The organism is Nocardioides aequoreus (genome assembly GCF_000720335.1).
Classification (GTDB): domain Bacteria; phylum Actinomycetota; class Actinomycetes; order Propionibacteriales; family Nocardioidaceae; genus Marmoricola; species Marmoricola aequoreus.
In genome coordinates this window covers 1-448 of the sequence record NZ_JOJN01000035.1, presented here as the reverse complement: position 1 = coordinate 448, position 448 = coordinate 1, and the positions used below count along the sequence as shown (strand labels likewise).

1 protein-coding gene is annotated in these 448 nt (G+C 77.0%); it reads left to right on the top strand.

Translation table 11 applies throughout. From position 1 onward, the window contains the following. Positions 1-448: DUF222 domain-containing protein (locus IG63_RS21155; RefSeq protein WP_036196377.1), on the top strand; the 448-nt coding region annotated here is incomplete at both ends.

Here is a 448-nt window from a genome sequence, read left to right as displayed (position 1 = left end):
TCCCGCTGGCCGGGGACGGCGCACCGCTCGTCGCCGCGGCCGCGCCCCTGGAGCTGGCTGCCGCGCTGGGGCGTCCGGCCGAGCACGCCCAGCAGCTGCTCGGCGACACGGTGGAGCTGGCGTTCCGGTTGCCACGGCTGTGGGAGCTGATGTGCGCGGGGCGGATCGCGGTGTGGCGTGCTCGGGCGATCTCGCGTGAGACCCGCGACCTGTCGCTGGATGCGGCGCTGCACGCGGACCGGCTGCTCTGCGCCGTGCCCGACCGGCTCGACCAGCTCTCCGCCGCGGGCGCGGCCCGGCTGGTGCACGAGGCACGCCTGCATGCCGACCCCGACCGCGCGAGGGCTGACGAGGACGAGGCGCTCGCGCGGCGTGGGGTGTGGCTACACCGCGACGGCCACGCACCCGGCGTCACCGACCTCCACCTGACCCTCGACACCCCCGACGC